Here is an 18162-nt window from a genome sequence, read left to right on the forward strand (position 1 = left end):
CGCTGCGCTCTGGATGACGGGCGATGGGTCAAGCCGCGGGAATTCGGAATTGAAAAAGCGATTATATGCTGCTCACATAGAAAGGAAAAATCTGGAGACGCAGTATATACTTAAAATTAATGAACCCTGTGGGTTTTAAGAAGTGGCAATTTGCTCTAGGACGAGGTCAATTTTGTGAGGGATTGATGGGTAATAGGGAGCTTAATTACAAGAAAGTAGCCTCAGCAGCAGAATCTCTAAAAAGACGTGGCAAGCCTCCTTCTTTAGCTAATGTTTGTGAAGAGCTAGGGAACTTGTCTAGTACGCCAGAGCTTTTGTTATTGCTCGAAAAATGGTATGACACTCAACCTGAATCCCTGCATCTAACTATCTTTCCTGTCTCCAATACGATTAAAACTGAAACTTCTGATGTAATAGAGAAAAGAATTGAGCTCGAGAAGTCGCTCTCCTTATTAAGAGCGACTTTAGAATCTACTGCAGATGGCATAATGATGGTTAATGGCAAAGGGCAGGTCGTTGACTGGAATCAGAAATTTGTTGAAATGTGGCGTATACCCTCCTATATGCTTGAAGTAGGTACAGAAAAAATCAGCTTTGACTATATATTGGAGCAATTGATCAATCCAGAAGGCATAATCGCTGATGTGGAGTTTCTCTATCAGCACCCCGATTGGGAGGGGGACTTACCTTGTTTGCATTTTAAAGATGGCAGAACCTTTGAGCGTTTTACCCAACCCCAACGTGTTGGTTCGGAAATTGTTGGACGTGTTTATAGTTTTCGTGATGTCACCGAACATATGATGTCCAAAGAGGAATTACATATTCGTGAGCGGGCGATTGAGGCAAGCACACATGGGGTAGCAATAATTGATATCACCAAAGAGAATCAGCCTATTATTTACGTTAATAAATCCTTTGAACGCATCACTGGTTACTCAGAAAAACAGCTAATAGGGCAAAACCTTACTCATTTGCAATGCGCGACTACCGATCAAGTCAATCAAAAACGCTTAGATCTAGCTATTAGAGAACAGCGTGAAGAAGTGGTTGAAGTGGAAAGTTATCGACGAAATGGCGAAATATATTGGTGCGAAATAAGTGTTGCCCCTGTTAATGATTCCTTCAATAAAGTCAGACACTATGTTTGTATTATCAATGACATCACTCTGCGCCGTGAGATGGAAAAACAACTAATAAGGCAGGCAACCCATGATTCATTGACGGAACTTCCTAATCGTATCCTACTGATGGATAGGGTAGAGCAGGCTATATTGCTGGCAAAGAAGAAGAGATCAGAACTTGCTTTTCTTTACTTAGACTTAGACCGCTTTAAAATGACTAATGATACCCTAGGTCATAGCATAGGGGATAAGCTATTACAGGCCGTATCTAACCGTTTATTAATTATAACCAATGAGTTCGACACCGTAGCGCGAGTGGGTGGTGATGAATTTGTTGTTCTTTTGCCTGACCTCAATAGTGAAATTCAAGCGCAGCAGATTGCTGAAGAAATTTTGCATCTCATCGAGAAGCCTTTTCAAGTTGATCAGCATAATTTGAAGATTACTGGCAGCATCGGTATCTGTTACTACCCTAAGGATGGTCCTGATTACGAGACACTGATGAAAAACGCGGATGTATCGATGTATCACGCTAAAGACAGTGGTCGTAACACTTACCGCGTGTTTGAAAAAGAAATGAATAGTCGTGTCATCAACTATATGCAAGTTGATAGTGCTCTAAGAGATGCCTTAAAGAAAAATGAATTTTACCTCGTCTACCAGCCTCTTATTGATTTAAAGAGGAATACTATCGTTGGATTTGAGGCTTTACTAAGATGGAATAGCCAACTTTTAGGACAGGTATTACCCTTAGATTTTATTTCTATGGCTGAAGAGAATGGGTTGATTATTGATATTGGTAAATGGGTTTTGGAGAATGCCTGCTTACAGGCAAAGGCCTGGCATCAGGAGGGCTATAAAAATTTAACGGTGTCAGTTAACATTTCAGGCCGGCAATTTAGACAAGCTAATCTGCCTGAGATTATTGGAGAGGCCCTCAAAAAAGCGAACTTAGCTGCCCACTATTTAGAGCTTGAGTTCACTGAAAGCCTATTGATTGAAGATGTCGAACATACAATAAATACAATCTATAAATTAAAAGATATGGGGGTAAAACTGGTTATTGATGATTTCGGCACTGGCTATTCTAGTTTGTCTTATCTAAAGCAGTTTCCCGTGGACAAATTAAAAATCGATGGTTCCTTTATTAACGAGTTAGTGAATAAAGAAAATGACGCCGCAATCGCAAAAGCCATTATTGATCTTGGCCACAGCTTAAATTTAGAAGTATTAGCCGAGGGTGTTGAAACAGAAATGCAAAGGGATTTTGTATTAAACCATGGCTGTGATTATGCGCAGGGCTATTATTTCAAACCGCCAAATGTGCCAGAGGAGCTTAAAGAGTTTTTAAAGGCCTATTCAGCTTAACAATCGCTATTGAATGGAAATAAAAATGACTATACGGATATCAAAAATACTATTAGTAGCTGCGCTTGCCTTTTATTGTTTGCTATCAGCCTTTACCAATATTAATGATTATCAAGCTATCGTTCAGGGTGTAAGCCATGTTTTCATGATGGATAGTTTAATGCCGCATACCTCTATAACCTATCGAGCTATTACATCGCCAATCCTTCACTATACAGGGTTTATTTTTATTATTGCCTTGGAAATTCTTACAGGAGTTTTATGTGGGCTGGGTGCCTATAAGCTGTTTCGAGTAAAAAATGAGGATGCAGCGACTTTTAATCGTGCAAAAAAAACGGCGGTTGCAGGACTGACCTTAGGATTTTTAACCTGGCAAGTCATTTTTATGTCTATTGGTGGCGAATGGTTTGGAATGTGGATGAACCCAATGTTTAACAACGTACTTACTGCGGCCTTTCATATCTTTATTACGTTTCTTGTTTTATTAATCTATGTTGCTCGCGATGATGAATAGCTTTGAAAAAACTCGAATTCCCGCGGCTTGACCGCGGGATCTATAACAAAGCGAAATCCTGGAGTAGTGAATTTTAAATGAAACCTTGATAAGGATAATCATCAATTAAGGAGGATTGTCCCGCCATAGGATGAATAGCTACCTCTGAGCAAGCGACTATACAAGCGCATTCATTCACAGTACATTATTTCCACTCTTTACCTTGGAGCTATGAATGTTTCTTAGAATTATTGCAGCCTCTCTGACTATAACAATGTCATTTGTGGTGGAGGCAGCGTCGCCAGTTTGTCAATATATTGAAAAAGCTAATATCAAAACACTGCCGCTTGAAAGCATAGCTGATTATGTACAGCACTTTGTCTTTGAACAAAGCGGGGTTCCTGCATTAATGATTGGTATTAGTTCTGACGATGAGAGGGCAGTTCTTTCTTGCGGTGAGACCAAACTGAATAACGGCCAACGACCTGCACTCAGTACAGTTTGGCCAGTAGGTTCCGTATCAAAGGTATTTACCACTGATATGCTGGCAAAAATGGTTAACCGCGGGGATGTCAAACTGAATACCTCCGTCAATGAACTCCTTGGTCTCTCTACAGAAGCTGAGCACCCTATAACTCTTTTGGATCTGGCAACCCACAGTTCAGGCTTTCCCAGGGGCTTACCAACTATTCCTGCGAGTGACGATTACCAGATTAACCAGCCTTATGAAATGAAGGAATTTTTGAGCTGGTATCCGAGTTTTCAGCGTAAACCCGGAACACATTATCAATACTCAAATCTGGGTTACGGTTTACTGGGGCAATTGCTGGCTAAAAAAATGGCTAAGGATTATAACGGCTTACTGCAAGAGCTTATCTCTGAACCTTTACAACTTAAAGACACAACGACCTCTTTGAACAAGGAGCAGGCAGCACGTGAAGTATCAAGTTACTGGATGAATGGTGATTTAATTCGCAAAGACTGGGAGTTCAAATTTGAGCAACCCAGCGGCGGTATTTATTCAACCATGCAAGATTTAATGATATTTGCCCAATATCAGCTAGGCAATAAACCCAAAGAACAGGAAAACGCCAGAATTGCTCATGCAAGCTATATCTACCAAAATCAGTTTGATAATCCTTTGGATTTCTCTAAGGATGCAATGGCTTTAGGCTGGTCAGTTGATTTTCCTGCACAAGCACTACCACTACGGCTCACGAAAAACGGCTGGGTGGATGGTGTGAACACCCATATCGTCTTGTCACCAACCAAGGACATCGCTTTGGTTTCCTTCACCAATAAGCCTTATCTCAATATTGAGACTGATTTACACCGGATTATTGGGATGATTCTTAATACGCGAAAGAACTAGTAACAGTAGCCCCTAGATGCAGCGTAGAGCGCCTTCTCTTGAGTTTAGCACTGTGCTAACCCCGGAGATCCCTCACTATGTTCGGGATGACGGGTCTTTATCGATGTTTGCCCCTAAAGGGCTGGGGTGCTCCCAAAGACGTACGTCATGTCGAACGCAGAGAGACATCTCCTGAGTTTAGCACTGTGCTAACCCCGGAGATCCTTCACTATGTTCGGGATGACGAGGCCTTTGCCCCAATGGGGCTGGGGCTGGGGCGCTCCCAAAGACGTACGTCATGTCGAACGCAGAGAGACATCTCCTGAGTGTAGCACTGTGCTAACCCCGGAGATCCCTCACTATGTTCGGGATGACGGGATCTTTGCCCCTAAGGGGCTGGGGCGCTCCTAAAGACGTACGTCATGTCGAACGCAGAGAGACATCTCCTGAGTTTAGCACTGTGCTAACCCCGGAGATCCCTCACTATGTTCGGGATGACGGGTCTTTATCGATGTTTGCCCCTAAAGGGCTGGGGTGCTCCCAAAGACGTACGTCATGTCGAGCGCAGAGAGACATCTCCTGAGTTTAGCACTGTGCTAACCCCGGAGATCCCTCACTATGTTCGGGATGACGAGGCCTTTGCCCCTAAGGTGCTGGGGCGCTCCCAAAGACGTACGTCATGTCGAACGCAGAGAGACATCTCCTGAGTGTAGCACTGTGCTAACCCCGGAGATCCCTCACTATGTTCGGGATGACGGGTCTTTATCGATGTTTGCCCCAAAGGGGCTGGGGCGCTCCCAAAGACGTACGTCATGTCGAACGCAGAGAGACATCTCCTGAGTGCAGCACCGTGCTAACCCCGGAGATCCCTCACTATGTTCGGGATGACGAGGCCTTTGCCCCAAAGGGGCTAGGGTGCTCCCAAAGACGTACGTCATGTCGAGCGCAGAGAGACATCTCCTGAGTTTAGCACTGTGCTAATCCCGGAGATCCCTCACTATGTTCGGGATGACGAGGCCTTTGCCCCAATGGGGCTGGGGCGCTCCCAAAGACGTACGTCATGTCGAGCGCAGAGAGACATCTCCTGAGTTTAGCACTGTGCTAATCCCGGAGATCCTTCACTATGTTCGGGATGACGAGGCCTTTGCCCCAAAGGGGCTTGGGCGCCCCCAAAGACGTACGTCATGTCGAATGTAGAGAGACATCTCCTGAGTGTAGCACTGTGCTAACCCCGGAGATCCCTCACTATGTTCGGGATGACGGGGCCTTTGCCCCTAAGGGGCTTGGGCGCCCCCAAAGACGTACGTCATGTCGAACGTAGAGAGACATCTCCTGAGTGCAGCACCGTGCTAATCCCGGAGATCCCTCACTATGTTCGGGATGACGAGGCCTTTGCCCCAAAGGGGCTAGGGTGCTCCCAAAGACGTACGTCATGTCGAACGCAGAGAGACATCTCCTGAGTGCAGCACTGTGCTAATCCCGGAGATCCCTCACTATGTTCGGGATGACGAGGCCTTTGCCCCAAAGGGGCTAGGGTGCTCCCAAAGACGTACCTCATGTCGAACGCAGAGAGACATCTCCTGAGTTTAGCACTGTGCTAATCCCGGAGATCCTTCACTATGTTCGGGATGACGGGGCCTTTGCCCCACAGGGGCTGGGGCGCTCCCAAAGACGTACGTCATGTCGAACGCAGAGAGACATCTCCTGAGTTTAGCACTGTGCTAATCCCGGAGATCCTTCACTATGTTCGGGATGACGGGGCCTTTGCCCCTAAGGGGCTGGGGGCTCAGGATGGCGTGTTATGGGAATAGTGCAGGTCTTACTTACATTGCGAGGTAACTTATTACTCCTGCTAAACTATATGAAATGGAATCATTAAAAAAAGGAGCTGTAATGAAGCGAAATCTGATATGGCTATTCGCTTTATTAACAGTAGCTATAGGAGTTTCTGTTTTAATTGGCTGGACCTTTGATATTCAAATATTAAAAAGTGTTCTACCAGAATCAACTACGATGAAGGTGAATACTGCTTTTTCGCTGATTTTATGTGGACTTTCTATTATCTACCTGGACTTTTTTTCACAGTCAAAATTTTTCCGGCTTGTAGTAATTTTGCAATCCATTATCGTTATATCAATAGCCCTATTAACAGTTTTAGAATATCTGCTGCAATTAAATCTGGGGCTTGATTTGTTGGTGTTTGAAGATAGATCCAACCTCATTAATCCTGGACGCATGTCGCCAACTACGGCATTTTGTTTGTTAAACATAGCTATTGCTACCTTGCTTTTAGCGGCAACGAGAACATTATTTTTTAAAAAACCCATTGCAGCGGCGCTTACTACTACGGTCATCATCATTTCGGGTTTAATTCTTATCAGCTACCTACCCCAATTACTGTGGGGCTATCCTATCTTTAGCTATGCCAACATGAGCCTGCATACTTCATTGCTCTGTGTCGCCTTGGGTTTTTCATTACTGATGCTTATCAAAAGGGAGGATAATTTTCGCTGGGCTTTAAATTCATCGATAACCGGTGGTTGCATAGTTTGGTTGCTATCCTTATTAGTCATTTCTTCTGCTTATTACAATTTTATTAATCAAATGAAAATAAGTAATGAAGAAATCACTCAAACGCAAAAAGTAATTAAAGAACTCAGCAAAGTTATTCTAGTCCTTGATTCTTATGATACCAACGAAGACTACTATAAGAGCACAGGCAATAAGGTGTATTTAGACGCTAGAGCAGAGAATAAGAAAAATATTTATAACTATTTTGATAGGGTTGATGCGCTTATAGATGATCGCTCAAGTCAACAGAGCATATTAAATGGATTGAAAGCGCTCATTATCCAGAAAATTGATTTAGTTGAAAAAAGTGGGGGAGAGAATATTACTATAAAGGAGACTGCTGTGAATCAGCAGATTCTTGAGAAACTTAATCAATTAGAAAGTGAACAAGACAGGATATTTACCCAACGGGAGCTGAGTCAAAATATTCTCTCCAATCAAGCGCTTTTACTTTCGCCCTTAGGCATTTTTTTGAGCATATCGATGTTATCGATCGGGTTATTTATCTTCAACGCTAATAGTCTTGAGCAAAAGAAAATTAGAGCTAAACAAAGCCAGCTAGCTGAAATTGTAGAATCTTCTGATGATGGCATTATAGGTAAAGATCTCAACAGCGTGATCACCAGTTGGAACGTGGGTGCAGAACAGATCTTTGGCTATACCGCAAATGAAATGATAGGACAGTCTATTTTAGCTCTAATTCCACCTGATAGAGTCCAAGAAGAGGCTCAAATTATGGATAAAATCAAACGAGGTGAGAAAATTGAGCATTTTGAAACGGTAAGAAAAAGAAAGGATGGCAAGCCCATTGACGTGTCCGTTACCATTTCACCCATCAAAAATGCGGAACAAGAAATCATCGGTGCTTCAAAAATCGTACGTGATATTACTGAGAAAAACCAATTGGAATTGCAGTTCCGTCAAAGTCAAAAGATGAGCGCTATTGGGCAACTTACAGGGGGTGTAGCTCATGATTTTAATAATCTCTTAGGCATTATTCTTGGTAATCTTGATTTACTTGAACGCAATTTAAGTGGCAATGAAGAAGCACTTAAACGGGTAAAAAACGCTCTAAATGCGGCAACACGAGGTGCTGATCTTACGAAACGGCTTCTCGCTTTTTCAAGATTACAACATTTAAGTCCTGCCCCTACACGCTTAGAAGATTCTGTTAATAATGTCGTCGAAATGGCAAGCAGGATACTTGGAGAAGGTATCCAAATTACTACCCATTTAGATTGCTCTATACCACCAGTATTGATTGATGTTACTGAACTAGAAAGTGCTTTAATCAATTTAGCTGTCAATGCCCGAGATGCTATGCCACAAGGTGGTAAATTAGTATTCATCACAAAAATGTTAAACCTGGATAGCAATTATCTGGCAGTTCAAGCTGGGGACATTAAACCAGGAATGTATGCCTGTGTTTCTGTAACTGATACCGGCGAAGGAATGCCGCCGGAAGTGCTTGAACGAGTCTTTGAACCCTTTTTTACTACAAAACCACGTGGCAAAGGCACTGGAATGGGGTTATCTATGGTTTATGGTTTCGTGAAGCAATCGGGGGGAATTATCAGGATTTATACGGAAGAGGGTCAGGGTACAACAATATCATTGTATTTACCCTTTGCCACAACCCTTGAAGTACCCCTCGAAAAGGAAAAGGTTATAATTAAGCAACAAAGGTTTAGCGGCAAAGCCCTAGTTGTTGATGATGAAATAGATTTGCTTGAAATTGCCTCTGTGTATGTCAAGGAATTAGGATTTGAAGTATTTCATGCAACTGATGCTAATAACGCATTAAACGTACTAGAGCAACATCCGGATATTGTGCTTTTGGTCACAGATATCGTGATGCCAGGAACTATGAATGGTATTGAGCTGGCAAAACGAGTCAAGCATATTAAACAAGATATTGTCGTGGTTTATACCTCAGGATTTCCTGCAGAAACCTTGTCTGACAAATCTGCTAATATCGAGGCAATACTCATCAACAAACCATACAATCGTGAGTTATTTGAATCTACCATTTGCCGAGCAATGAGTAGTGACGCAATGTAAAAGGAGGGTGATTATGTACAAAGTAGATAAAATCATCATTATGGATGATGATATGGATTATGCTAATTTCATTGCCGATGTTTTTAAGACATTAGACTTGGATTGTACTGTTATCACCAACCCAGATGAGTTTATGAAACGCTTTGATTTAAACGTTTTCCTGGTATTTTTGGATTTAAATATTCCAGGCATTAATGGTATTGATTTATTGCGTTTTATAGAAAGGAAGCATGGCGAATGCGATATTGTTCTGATGAGTGGCGTTGAAGATAGAATCTTAGAAGCTGCTGAAGCTTTTGCTCAATCGATAAATCTTTCTATCGTTGGACGGTTCCAAAAAACTATACGCTTAGCTGAGTTGGAGGATTTATTAAAAAAGCTTACTCTTAGCAAAGCACCTAGAAGTGAACAGCCTACAACCAAAGCCAAAATAGAATTTACTGCTACTCTAGACGAGTTAACCCGTGCAGTAAAAAACAATGAATTTGTAGTCTACTACCAACCGAAAATTGAGATTGCAACCAGAGGATTCTATGGTGTAGAGGCACTCGTCCGATGGTTACTCCCAAATCAACGGCTCATATTCCCAGACCAATTTATTAGTCAAGCCGAGTCCTTTGGATTGATTGACAAGCTAACCTGGCTCATTATGAAAAATGCACTTAGGGATATAGGTGAGCTACAGAATAAGTTGCAATTTCCATTCAAATTAGCCCTCAACTTGTCACCTTTTTCCCTAAAGGATTTAGAGTTTCCCAATCAATTTAATCAGCTTGTTGAGCAATCGTCGTTATCTGCAGATAAGATTATTATTGAGATTACCGAATCTGGTTTAATAAAAGAATTATCAAGTGCCTTAGAGATTTTTACCCGGTTAAGGCTCAATAAGGTTCAATTATCCATCGATGATTTTGGAACCGGCTATGCCATGATGCAACAATTAAAAATTATTCCGGCTAGCGAACTTAAGATTGATAAATCCTTGTGTCGACAGTTCGATTCTGTCTCTGGCCACCATTAAAATCAATGAGTTACAGTCAGATATTAAAAATACCAATTTTTCATGTAGACGTAATGTAGACAGATCAAGGTTCTTTGTTACTTGCATTTATTCCCTCCATTAAATCCTCAACAATATCACGCCTCAATTTATATTTAGCTTCTTTGCTCAAAGATGAAACATAGGCATAAATATTTATATTCTTGAACTCATTATTTTTGCATAACTCAATGAAACTGCTCCAAGGCGTCACATAAGAGTATGAGTCCCCATGTTGTAATAGGATAGGCAGTTTATATTCAACTAAATTATTATTCTGCATGCTGAATTCTACAATGCTACATTTTTTAGAAAAAAATGAGCCTCTAATAAATTTAATCCCAGCTAACTCTAGAGAGATAGGCCTATATCCTGTATTTGTAAATTTGAAGATTAAATAACCACCCTCAATATTCTGAACTGAACCATAACCCTCTCCATGGATACACTGAAACCGTAAATTCAAAATTTCATCACGATACCAAAAGTAAAGAGCTAAAATCGTAGCTCCGCAAGTTCCAATAGCTCCAAATCCGGAAATAACCAAATCAAATTTTTCATAAGTAGTCATAAATTATCCTTATTTATTTCTATTATTTTAGTGCACTCTATTGAGTATGATTAAAATAAAAACAAATTTTCCGAGTACATATTGCATCTTTAGTTAATAGCCATAAAAGTCATCAAGCTAGAATGCCATGCATTCTCAAGAGAGGTTAAAGATTATGGGCAATCAAGACTTATTACTATTCTAAATATTCAGAAAAGCTGAATAGATAAGGCAAGTGTTTTGATAGACATGTTTGAAGCTAAATTACCCCTGTATTGGCTTAAATGATTATTTATTTGACAATGTAGTTAATTTTTGGTAAACTGCAGTGTTTGCTAGCCTAAAAAGGAGATACATATGGGGAGAGTGAAAGAAGTCCAGCACAATAGAGAAATTGAAGAGCAATTAATTGCACAATTAAAATTAATTGTTTTTGATGATGAAAGAGCAGAGGGGATAAAAAGACAGCTCATAAGTAAGGGTTTTCAATCTTTAAGCCATAAACAAAAATACATATACAAAACAAAGATAATACCTTCTATTAATGATAGGTTTAAACAATGTATACAATGTTTACATGATATTGATACTGAAATAGAAGCTATATCTGAATTTGAATGGTTAGGCTATGTTTGTGAGTGTTGTTATAGTCGTTTATTTGAGAGGTAATCAAAATTACATTTAACAATAAAGCAGAAATTCGGACCTTGCCCGACAAAGTTTAGTGTCAAGTAGATGAATTTTAAACTCTAATTTGTCTGCGTCACTGCAGCTTATCTGCAGTGACGCAGACAAATCCAACTCTACAGCCCTTTCATACTAAGCCTAAAATGACTATTTATCCTGACGCACTAGATAAGATAGGACAAAATATTTCCCTTTTCGCACTTGCCCCCAGATCTCCACTTTGTTATTTTTCACTAAAGCATAACTGATGAATCGGTGAAAATCCGATGAAACGCTTCGGTGTCTTATGCAAGCCACCCTAATTCCCAAACCTTGTGGCGGGACATTTAGTCGGGAACCCTCAGGAATCCTTACCGTTCGGTAAGGCGAGTTTTTCGGAACTCTAAGTCATTTTTTATTGACCATGGATTTGGAGATAAGGCCCAGCTTTATCCTGTTCATTTATTTTTATTTAGGAGAAAAAACCACTAGAGAAATCGTGTCAGTATGGCGAGATCGTTTGCCTTATAACGATTGATTTGCCCCCTTCTTCGAGCTTTACGGCTTTTGCCGGGTTTCAACAGAGAATGAGCCGCTCGACCAACACTAAACGCCACGCAGGGCAAATGTTTTATTCAATCAACTTTTGCGGATGGGAATATGCGTACACAATCATTAAGAGAATTTGCTAATCGAGAAATCAAAATGGATAGGCAGGGTAAATACCTCTATCGAAAACACCGCGCTTATGTCATCCGTAAAATGATTGATGATTTATTTGTTATCCGCCAAGTTCCTCCCACATGGCAAGCTTTGACTTCAGAGCAGGTTTTTAAGTTAGTAAGGCATTGGATAAATCAGAAGATCAATGTGATCACTATCATGCGTTACATGACTATTATCCGTCGATTTCTAGAGATGAGTCATTGTTCTATCAGCAATATCGATAACCAATCACTTGGTCTTTCAAGACCTAAGGCAAGAAAGAAGAGAAAGAAGGCTATACAACCCGAGCTTTGGCGATCATTTAACGACCCTTTCGCCAAAGTAATTATGGCGCTGCAGACTGAGTTTGGACTTACCTTCAAAGAAGCGATTATGATTAAGACTTATATTCATGTTGAAGAGGATTCAATTAGGATATCCAGGGATATCGCCTTTAATTCCAAAGACCGCTACATCCCTGTTCGCACCGAAAATCAAAAGGAAATATTGAATCTCTTCAACTGGCTCACAAACCGAAGAGGTAATCTATTACAACTAAAATCCTATGATGAAATCCGCATTTTCTGGCGAAGTGCCTTAGCAAGGCTACGTTTATCAAGCACTAAAAGCTGGCGTCATTTATACGCACAGCAAATGCACTCTTTGCTTCTACCTCAATATGGAAATTATAAAACCTGTCTGATGATACATGATGAAATGGGAATAAAATCCCGAAATACACTTTGGTTATATCTTAAGAATTAAAAATAGGCTGGGACAATTGGGACGGCTGGGACAGCATGTAAACACTGGCTTTAAACTGTCCCATTATGTCCCAAAACTTAAAAATAATGGGACAAATTTCTGGTTCATTGCAAAACTTATTCCCAGCCCCAAAACTTAATAGTAAAAACATATACTCTAGGCGTTCCTACCCCCTTGATTCTGGGCTTTTGCGTAGGCGTACCATCTGCTGCAGGTACTAACCAACCCTCATTTATTAATACCCGTACTACTGATCGTGGCTCAAATCCCTGACAAAGTTCATTTTTAAATACTCCCGGTAAAACCATAAACTCTCGATAACCTACTTCATCAGTGCGATAAAATCCCGCACGATTTTGAATCCGAGCATTATTTGGATCATTCACGCTATCAAAACGACTGGTACCATAAGATTCAAAAAAAGCCTTAACCTGAGCCAAGATTGCCCTGTCCTCTCGATTACCATCTCTACCAAAATGCTCCAGCCATGCTTGATAACATTTATAAGCTGCATTTTGGGAGTCGCCTGCTGCCCAGCCAGTCAAACCATATTGGCTGGCTAACTCACCTGCAACAGCAACTAAAGCAAAACGGCGTGCTACTCGGATAATCTGTCCCGTTGAACCCAGTAGGACAACCCTATTCACAAACTCCTGTATTGAATCAGCAATCTTTTCCGCAATACTTTGTTGATTGGCAACGACCTTCTGCAACCAGGCTAGTCCTACCGCACCATAATACTTAGAGGTATATTCTTTTAAAGATAAGGCCATAGTTGCTGGGCTAAGCTGGTTATGGATTTTTTCAAAAATTCCCATCTGTGATCCAGCATCTGCTTCAATATCTGCTAGCCGAATCTCCTGACCAACATTGGTCTTTTGACCCACTTTGGCCATGAGAGACATTAAAGACTCCTCGCCTGCGGAGAGAAAGAACAATGACCAGCGCGATGATGGCCTAACTGTTCCCTGGCGCGAGGCACGTGTTTTTCCTTGGCCATTCGCTAGCAAATAGGCAGCCTCCCCTGCTTCCTTTGGATCCATCTGACTTAACTCATCGAGGATTAACAAACCGTCATTATGCAAGGCAGCCAGGCCTTCAAGACCGTTAGTCGTGCTACGCCATAATCGACAATAAGCTTGAGGATTTCCCCAAACCGAAGCAGCTACTTTTAAAGCAGTACTTTTACCGCTTGAGGAAGCACCTCTGAAATGAAAGCCACCTGAGTCTTCACCAGCAATCTTCGCTAAGGCTGGGGCAAACGCCGCAGAGATAGCGAAAATCAATCGTGAATTGCCAGATGCGAGCTGAGCTATTGTTTCCCGCCAATTCTCAATGGTACCCGATACAGACATCGCTGATTCAACCGCATGGCTATTTTGGAAAACCACTTTCTCGGATGAATGACCAATGGTTTGCGAAGCAGCAACAAAAATATCTTCATGCCAGCCCAGCTTATCAACACATCGTGCTCTATCTTCTATTGGAAAAACCTGCAAATAACTAATCAGTAAATCGCGGGCTAGTCTATTCGGTGAAATGGTTAGACCAAGGCTAGCCAATTCTCTTCTCACCTCGGATGCATCACCTTGTAATAAAGATAGAGGCATTGCCCATTGATGAATCACCCGATCATCATCCTGCCACTGCAATAAACGTCCCCACTCTCCGCTTTTAGCATCGCGAGTTTTAGCCACTACGTGTAAAGGCGAGCAAATCCAGCGGGGAGCGTTAGGGTTTCCATCTTTGTCTTTGCCATAAAAGGACAAACCTTGCTCAGTTAACTTAAAATAACCGCCTGCATAGTCGCAGAGCACTGGATAATTATTGTTGGTGTTTTTTAATGTAATAACTTGGTTTTGTTGCATGACTGTTCCTCCAGCAGAGTTCATGGAAGAGAGAAATCTATCCTTCCGTGAACAGTTTATTCATTCAGTAACAAGTGAAAGTAACTGCCCTTCATCACAGGTAGAACGATAGATTTTTTGTTGCTGGAGAAATGACATAACGTCAGATTTGCGATACAAAACCTTACGGCCAATTTTAAGGTAAGGAACACCCTTTCCTTCCCAGCGATTACGTTCCAAAAGCTGGGTCGAACAGTCTAAAACAGCAGCCAAAGTTTGTTGGTTAAATAAAGCAGAATCTGGTGCAGATTCAAATTCGTTTAATAGTTGTAAACGGGATTGTTTATTATTCATATAGCCCTCATCAAATGATTTATTCATTCAGCTTGATACCGACGGTTTGCGTCTTGCTCGATGAATATCAGTTGACTATCCGGCCGGGTTCCCTTGAGGGGGAAAAGTCGTGATATTTCGTTTGCCGTCACTTTAATTGAACCGTAAAATTTCACAGCTCAGGCGAAGTATTGCGTGGAATTTAAAGGGCCGTCAAGGGCTTTGGAGGCTTATGATCCGAATGATACTAAATGATATCGATTGATACTCAAAAAATTTTTCTTGTAGGATTTGTCCCAGCTGTCCCAATTGAATTTTTTACTTTGGGACAACAAAACTCAATGTTTATATTGATGTCCCAGTGTCCCTTTTGTCCCGGTGATTTTTTCTTTGTTAACTGATTTTTTTAAATCGAGGAACAACATAGCCATCATATTCAACTTGTTCAAAAAACATTATTTTGGGTCGAATCCAAATTTGATCTTTACCAAACTCTTCGCACTCATAAAGTGCTTTATAAATAATCATCTCTTCTAAGGTTTCACTATGCCTTGCTACACCAATCACCTCGTATAATTTTCTATTCTTAAAGTGCTGATATTTGCCACAATAATTCTCGTTATCTGATTGCATTTACATTTTCCCTGATACTCTTAACCTAATTCTAATCTCATATAATGAAGCTTATCGCTAATAATTTCACAGCCAAGAGACTTGTTATAAAACGCTAATGCATCGATATTATCCGCAAGCAAAAAGAACTCTATTCGGCCACAGTTCTCTTCTTTTGCAATCTCCTTAAGCTTATCTATCAATAAAGATCCTCCCTTCATACGACGATAAGGCTTTTTAACAAAGAGATCATTCAGGTAAAGATTCGCCAAAGAATTTACTGTGAAATTACGATAATCAATCGAATAATTAGCGAAGCCTGCTGGCTGACCATCCATCAACAAAATTAAAAAATGTGCCAGTGGCTTTTCACCAAAAATAGCATTTTTAAAATCTTCTTTTGAATATTTGAATCGATGAAGCACTCCTTGCTCATTTAAGTCATCACGCAAGGCATCATAAATAAAATCAAAATATTCGACCGTGGCAACACGAACTTCTTTTTTCATAATTTTCCTGTGAAGACTAAAATTTTCCATAATCAAGGCAATAAATTCCTTATTCTACCTTCAATGCAGTCCCTTTCTCTGTAAGATTCATATTTGAATTTTTTGTTTTAGGACAACAAAATTCAGTTTTTGTATAGTTGTCCTGGTGCTCTGTTTATCCCAGATTTTTTATAAGTTGTAGGTTCTTAAGAGCGACTTTGCCACTTCAATTTCATTTGAGCGCAATGCATTTACTGCTTCTTTCAAAAGCGCCTTTCTAAATAGCCCATCTTTTTTTGCTCTTTCGCTCACAGTATTTTGAAATTTTTTTGTTAATATCATTTTCATTACCTTTTTTAGCCTTTTTATATTTGGCCCAACGGAATTTAACCTCTTGCGCCATAGGAGCAAAATCCCAGGGAAAGTAGTAATCATTTAAGAATCATATAGAAAATTAGCATAACAACTTTTTTGAATACTCTCGAAACTAGTCAAGAATGTGTATGCCATGCTTTTGTACAACAGCCAAAAGTTTAAGAGCCATACCACTTGGACGTTTAGCCCCTGTTTCCCATTTTTGGACAGTTGATTTGCTGGTATTTAAACAACGAGCAAATACTGGCTGACTAACATGATTCTTCTCTCGAATTTCCTTTATTTGCTCAGGAGCCATTTCAGAAATCTCTGTAAAACAAGATTTATCAAAATCACGCATGGTAGTTTTATCAATTGCACCTATCTTGTGTAACGCACTAGCTGACTGGTGAATTGCTTCAAATGCATTACTTTTAAATTTATTTTTCACACTCATTGCATATCTCCACTAAATCTTTGCTTTCTAACAATTGTCTAATTTGACTTTCAGACAATCCTGCATAAGCTTTTGCAAGCTTGCGAAAACTAGCTAACTCATCATCATCGATGTTATCGAGATCTTTTTTGGCAAAAAGAAACTCATAAATCCAATAATTTCCCCCTTTAGCTAAAATAATTGAGCGATGTTTATTTTCATTAAGCCTCTTTTTGAAAACGCCACCACCCAAATCAATAGCTTGTCCTTGTATCACCTGTTGGATTGCAGCACAAAGCTCAGAATCTTTGATTTTTGCTTTCTTAGCAACTTTAGCAAACCAACTAGACTTAAAAACTCTTTTCAATTAAATATCCCTCATAGTTTAATATAGCACCTGGTGATATATATATCAAAATTATTTCTTAGAAACCCAGCCTATTATCAGTCAACCTCTACAAGCCCAGCTAAAACGTTTACCATTTGTTGATTTAAATGATCCGCAATACGCTGCATAGGTACCCTTAATCGTTCAACATCCCGCATAATATAGCCAGCTGTCACGTCGTTTGTCATTTTGTGATTCAACAAACGCTTTAGAGCATAAGCTGGTAAGTCTAAGCTCTCTGCAGTAGTAGCAAAGGTTCTTCTTAAGTCATGTACTGTAAAAGAAACTCCTGAGAGTTCGACCACTTTTAGCATTGCCTTCCTTGGTTCCACAACATGGCCTGTTTTACTTAGTGCAGGAAAAACAAATTCATTTGTTTTGCTTTGTCTTCGTCGTAGAAATAATTCATAAAGAACATCAGACATAGGCAAGGTATGAACCTCCCTATTTTTAGTATCTTGTACTGTAAAAGTCTTGGCTTGAAAATCGATATCTTTCCAGCACAAAGAAGCTGCCTCCATCCGTCTTAAGCCTGTAAAAAGAATCAATAAAAAATAATCTTTCCACATTGTTGCTTGCGGATAACTCTCCTGCTCACCGAGCTTAGTTAAAGCCTCATGCCATGCAGCTAATTGATGATTTTTGATCATGGTATTTTTACGATCGACTCGATACCAACTGCGAGCATGTGATAAATACTCAACAGGATTAATCGCAATAATGGGTTGTCCGTCTTCTAGCTGGTATTCATGGACAGCAAAATTAAAAACAGCACGTAATACCCGCATCGCATAATTAGCCCGTGCTTTACTATTCGTTTGGCCATATTGCGCATGACGCTTGGCAATCATTTCTCTTGTAATATTAATCAGGGGTTTGCCAAGCCAATCAGGCATCACTTGCTTTAGAACACTTTGATAATCTTTGATAGTCAGCGCTTTTAAATCTTTACGGGCTTTAAGGTAATCATTAAACACCTCCTGCAAACTAAGCGATTTAATTTTATTTGTCTTC

16 protein-coding genes are annotated in these 18162 nt (G+C 40.4%); 7 read left to right on the plus strand and 9 right to left on the minus strand.

Annotation, left to right across the window (positions count from 1 at the left end; all coding sequences use genetic code 11):
* Positions 1-185: 185 nt before the first annotated feature.
* The 5 genes from BN1094_RS07225 (at position 186) to BN1094_RS07250 (ending at position 9986) form a co-directional block, all read left to right on the plus strand.
* On the plus strand, positions 186-2489 hold the full coding sequence (locus tag BN1094_RS07225; RefSeq protein ID WP_043873809.1) for a sensor domain-containing protein: 2304 nt from the start codon (positions 186-188) through the stop codon (positions 2487-2489).
* Between the two features lie 25 nt (positions 2490-2514).
* Positions 2515-3003, plus strand: a complete 489-nt coding sequence (locus tag BN1094_RS07230; RefSeq protein WP_043873586.1) for a DUF2165 family protein — start codon at positions 2515-2517, stop codon at positions 3001-3003.
* Positions 3004-3217: 214 nt separating this feature from the next.
* Positions 3218-4354 carry a serine hydrolase gene (locus BN1094_RS07235; protein ID WP_043873587.1) on the plus strand — a complete coding sequence of 379 codons (1137 nt, stop codon included), beginning with the start codon at positions 3218-3220 and terminating at the stop codon, positions 4352-4354.
* Positions 4355-6226: 1872 nt separating this feature from the next.
* Positions 6227-8965, plus strand: a complete 2739-nt coding sequence (locus BN1094_RS18805) for a PAS domain S-box protein (protein WP_052403180.1) — start codon at positions 6227-6229, stop codon at positions 8963-8965.
* Between the two features lie 13 nt (positions 8966-8978).
* On the plus strand, positions 8979-9986 hold the full coding sequence (locus BN1094_RS07250) for an EAL domain-containing response regulator (protein ID WP_043873589.1): 1008 nt from the start codon (positions 8979-8981) through the stop codon (positions 9984-9986).
* Positions 9987-10050: 64 nt separating this feature from the next.
* Here BN1094_RS07250 and BN1094_RS07255 read toward each other — a convergent pair whose 3' ends face one another.
* Complete coding sequence (locus BN1094_RS07255) at positions 10051-10575, minus strand: hypothetical protein (RefSeq protein ID WP_043873590.1); 525 nt, start codon at positions 10573-10575, stop codon at positions 10051-10053.
* Between the two features lie 336 nt (positions 10576-10911).
* Between BN1094_RS07255 and BN1094_RS07260 the strand changes: the two genes are divergently transcribed.
* Both BN1094_RS07260 and BN1094_RS07265 read left to right on the plus strand, forming a co-directional pair.
* On the plus strand, positions 10912-11223 hold the full coding sequence (locus BN1094_RS07260; RefSeq protein ID WP_043873591.1) for a hypothetical protein: 312 nt from the start codon (positions 10912-10914) through the stop codon (positions 11221-11223).
* Between the two features lie 657 nt (positions 11224-11880).
* The gene (locus BN1094_RS07265) at positions 11881-12690 is read left to right on the plus strand and encodes an integrase domain-containing protein (protein WP_043873592.1); all 810 of its coding nucleotides are present in this window, start codon (positions 11881-11883) and stop codon (positions 12688-12690) included.
* A 116-nt stretch (positions 12691-12806) separates the two neighbouring features.
* Here BN1094_RS07265 and BN1094_RS07270 read toward each other — a convergent pair whose 3' ends face one another.
* The 8 genes from BN1094_RS07270 to BN1094_RS07305 form a co-directional block, all read right to left on the minus strand.
* A complete protein-coding gene (locus BN1094_RS07270; protein WP_043873593.1) occupies positions 12807-14558 on the minus strand; it encodes a DUF927 domain-containing protein in 1752 nt (583 codons plus the stop codon).
* 60 nt (positions 14559-14618) lie between these two features.
* Positions 14619-14891 carry a helix-turn-helix domain-containing protein gene (locus BN1094_RS07275; protein WP_043873811.1) on the minus strand — a complete coding sequence of 91 codons (273 nt, stop codon included), beginning with the start codon at positions 14889-14891 and terminating at the stop codon, positions 14619-14621.
* A 372-nt stretch (positions 14892-15263) separates the two neighbouring features.
* Positions 15264-15503, minus strand: a complete 240-nt coding sequence (locus BN1094_RS07280; RefSeq protein ID WP_043873594.1) for a DUF1653 domain-containing protein — start codon at positions 15501-15503, stop codon at positions 15264-15266.
* A 20-nt stretch (positions 15504-15523) separates the two neighbouring features.
* On the minus strand, positions 15524-15991 hold the full coding sequence (locus BN1094_RS07285; RefSeq protein ID WP_043873595.1) for a GNAT family N-acetyltransferase: 468 nt from the start codon (positions 15989-15991) through the stop codon (positions 15524-15526).
* Positions 15992-16159: 168 nt separating this feature from the next.
* Positions 16160-16405: a hypothetical protein gene (locus tag BN1094_RS07290; protein WP_043873596.1), complete on the minus strand. Its 246-nt coding sequence runs from the start codon at positions 16403-16405 to the stop codon at positions 16160-16162.
* Positions 16406-16457: 52 nt separating this feature from the next.
* Complete coding sequence (locus tag BN1094_RS07295; protein ID WP_043873597.1) at positions 16458-16781, minus strand: helix-turn-helix domain-containing protein; 324 nt, start codon at positions 16779-16781, stop codon at positions 16458-16460.
* The gene (locus BN1094_RS07300; protein WP_043873598.1) at positions 16765-17127 is read right to left on the minus strand and encodes a type II toxin-antitoxin system RelE/ParE family toxin; all 363 of its coding nucleotides are present in this window, start codon (positions 17125-17127) and stop codon (positions 16765-16767) included. The genes BN1094_RS07295 and BN1094_RS07300 overlap by 17 nt, the downstream gene beginning before the upstream one ends.
* A 77-nt stretch (positions 17128-17204) precedes the next feature.
* Positions 17205-18162: tyrosine-type recombinase/integrase (locus tag BN1094_RS07305; RefSeq protein ID WP_043873599.1), on the minus strand; the 958-nt coding region annotated here is incomplete at its 5' end.

The organism is Legionella massiliensis (assembly GCF_000756815.1).
Taxonomy (GTDB): domain Bacteria; phylum Pseudomonadota; class Gammaproteobacteria; order Legionellales; family Legionellaceae; genus Tatlockia; species Tatlockia massiliensis.